Annotated in this window: 2 protein-coding genes; both read right to left on the bottom strand. The window is 66.2% G+C overall.

Annotated features, from left to right (window positions below; translation table 11 throughout):
- Nucleotides 1–99: 99 nt before the first annotated feature.
- On the bottom strand, nt 100–999 hold the full coding sequence (locus tag FNJ47_RS45575; RefSeq protein ID WP_163163274.1) for an ABC transporter permease: 900 nt from the start codon (nt 997–999) through the stop codon (nt 100–102).
- Nucleotides 1,000–1,002: 3 nt separating this feature from the next.
- On the bottom strand, nt 1,003–2,016 hold the full coding sequence (locus tag FNJ47_RS45570; protein ID WP_163163272.1) for an ABC transporter permease: 1,014 nt from the start codon (nt 2,014–2,016) through the stop codon (nt 1,003–1,005).
- Nucleotides 2,017–2,574 lie beyond the last annotated feature (558 nt).

Below are 2,574 nucleotides of genomic sequence, written 5' to 3'. Positions count from 1 at the left end.
CCCTCTCCCTGCCCCTCCCCCGCACGGGGGGAGGGAATGAGAGAACAGTGCCCACCTCACTTCCAAACGTTGCGCTTCCCTCCCCGCACTTGACGGTCATCACGTCCTCCGCTGCGGGTCGACGATGTCGCGCAGGCCGTCGCCGAGCAGGTTGAAGCAGAACACCGCGACCATCAGCGCCAGGCCCGGGAATAGCGCGATCCACCATTCGCCTGAGACCATGAAGCCGGCGCCCTCGGCGACCATGATGCCCCACTCCGCGGTCGGCGGCCGGACACCGAGCCCGATGAAGGACAGGCCCGCGGCGTTGAGGATCGCATAGCCCATGGTCAGCGACATCTGCACGATCATGATCGGCATGATGTTCGGCAGGATGTGTCCGAGCAGGATGCGGTATTCGCCATTGCCGGAGAGCCGCGCCGCCTGCACGAAGCCGGCATTGCGGCGGACGTTGGCTTCGGCGCGCGCGACGCGCGCATAGAGTGGGAAGTTCACGATCGCGGTCGCGATGATGATGTTCTGCACGGTGTTGCCGAGCGCGGCGACGATGCCCATCGCCAGCACGAACAGCGGAAACGCCATGATGGTGTCGGCGATGCGGCCGACGATGCGATCGGTCCAGCCGCCGAAATAGCCGGCGGCGATGCCGGCGAGCCCGCCCATCAGGAACACCAGCACGACGGAGGCGACCGCGATGAAGGTGTCGAGTCTTGTCGCGACGATTACGCGGCTGAAAATGTCGCGGCCGAGCTGATCAGTGCCGAACCAGTGCGCGGCGGACGGCGGCTTCAGTGCGGCCGCGGTGTCGGAGGCAAGCGGATCGTACGGCACGACGTAAGGCCCGAACAGCGCGGCGAACAGGATCAGGACCAGCAGCGCGAAGGCAAAGCCCGTGACCTTGTTCTCGCTCAGCACATAGCGGGTCTGCTCCAGCACCGCGGCAAGTCCGGATGTGCGGGCGGGACCTGCGGGCTCGACGGTCGGCGCGACGCTGCTCATGTGCTAGCCCTCCAGCCTGACGCGGGGATCGATGACGCCGTAGAGGATGTCGATCAGGAGATTCAGCAGCACGTACATGACCGCCATGGTCAGCACGAAGCCCTGCACCGGCGCGAAGTCGGAGGCGATCAGCGCCTCGACGGCGTAGGAGCCGATGCCGGGCCAGGCGAACACCTTCTCCACCAGCACATTGGCGCCGAGCAGGAACGAGAACACCATGCTGAGCGTGGTGATGACCGGCAGCATCGCGTTGCGGAACGCGTAGGTCACGATCACCTTGCGGGGCGACAGGCCGCTGGCGCGCGCGGTGCGGACAAAATCCGACGCCAGCACCGCCAGCATCGAGGCGCGCGTCATGCGCGCGATCGGCGCCAGCGAGAAGATCGCAAGCGTCACCGCCGGCAGGATCAGCTGGCTGAACGCAGACCGAAACGCCTCGAAGTCGCGCGCGATCAGTGTGTCGATCAGATAGAAGCCGGTGACGGTCGGCGGCGCGCTGTAGAACACGTCGAGCCGGCCGAGCGGCGCCGGCGCCCAGCCGAGCCGGAAATAGAACAGGTAAACCAGCACGAGCCCGGTGAAGAACACCGGCAGCGACACGCCGGCCGTCGTGGTGACGCGGCAAAGATGGTCGATCCAGGAGCCCGGCCGCGTCGCCGCCAGCACGCCGACTGGAATCGCGATCACGATCGAGACGACGAGGCCGAGCAGCGTGAGCTCGGCCGATGCCGGCAGGCGGTTGCGCAACTCGGCCGCGACCGGCTGCCCCGTGGTCAGCGAGGTGCCGAGATCGCCATGGGCAAGATCATTGGTGTAGCGGACGAACTGCTCGATCAGCGGCTTGTCGAAGCCGAGCTTCTTCCTGATCTGGTCGACTGCCTCCTTCGTCGCGGCTGGACCCGCGAAATACGCCGCCGGATCGCCCGGCAGCGCACGCGTCAGCAGGAACGTCACGATCACGACCCCGATCAGCGACGGGATCGCAAACAGCAGCCGCTTGCCGATCAGGGACAGCATGGCGTGCTCCCGATCCAATCATGCCACGCGCACCGCCGGCTGGGCTTACCCCTCTCCCTGCCCCTCCCCCGCAAGGGGGGAGGGAGCCCTTCCAGTCCCGTTGTGGCCTTGCATGATGCCGTGTCGGCTCTTCACACAAGTGAGGTGAGCACTGCTCTCTCATTCCCTCCCCCCTTGCGGGGGAGGGGCAGGGAGAGGGGTAAGCCGCGTATTCGAAGCCAAGACGTCGGACGAGACATCGCCCAACCATTTCGCCGCGCTACGAGCGGTCCAGCGCAAGCTCGAATCCATCTGACATCGGAGCAAGCGGCATCCCTCTCCCCAACCCGCCCCCGCAAGGGGGGAGGGAGCCCTTCCAGTCCCGTTGTGGCCTTGCATGATGCCGTGTCGGCTCTTCACACAAGTGAGGTGAGCACTGCTCTCTCATTCCTTCCCCCCTTGCGGGGGAGGGGCAGGGAGAGGGGTAAGCCGCGTATTCGAAGCCAAGACGTCGGACGAGACATCGCCCAACCATTTCGCCGCGCTACGAGCGGTCCAGCGCAAGCTCGAATCCATCTG

It is taken from the genome of Bradyrhizobium uaiense, from assembly GCF_010811875.1.
In the GTDB taxonomy this organism is placed as follows: Bacteria; Pseudomonadota; Alphaproteobacteria; order Rhizobiales; family Xanthobacteraceae; genus Bradyrhizobium; species Bradyrhizobium uaiense.
The sequence above is the reverse complement of the archived record's forward strand: the minus strand, read 5'-3'. Positions and strand labels throughout refer to the sequence as shown.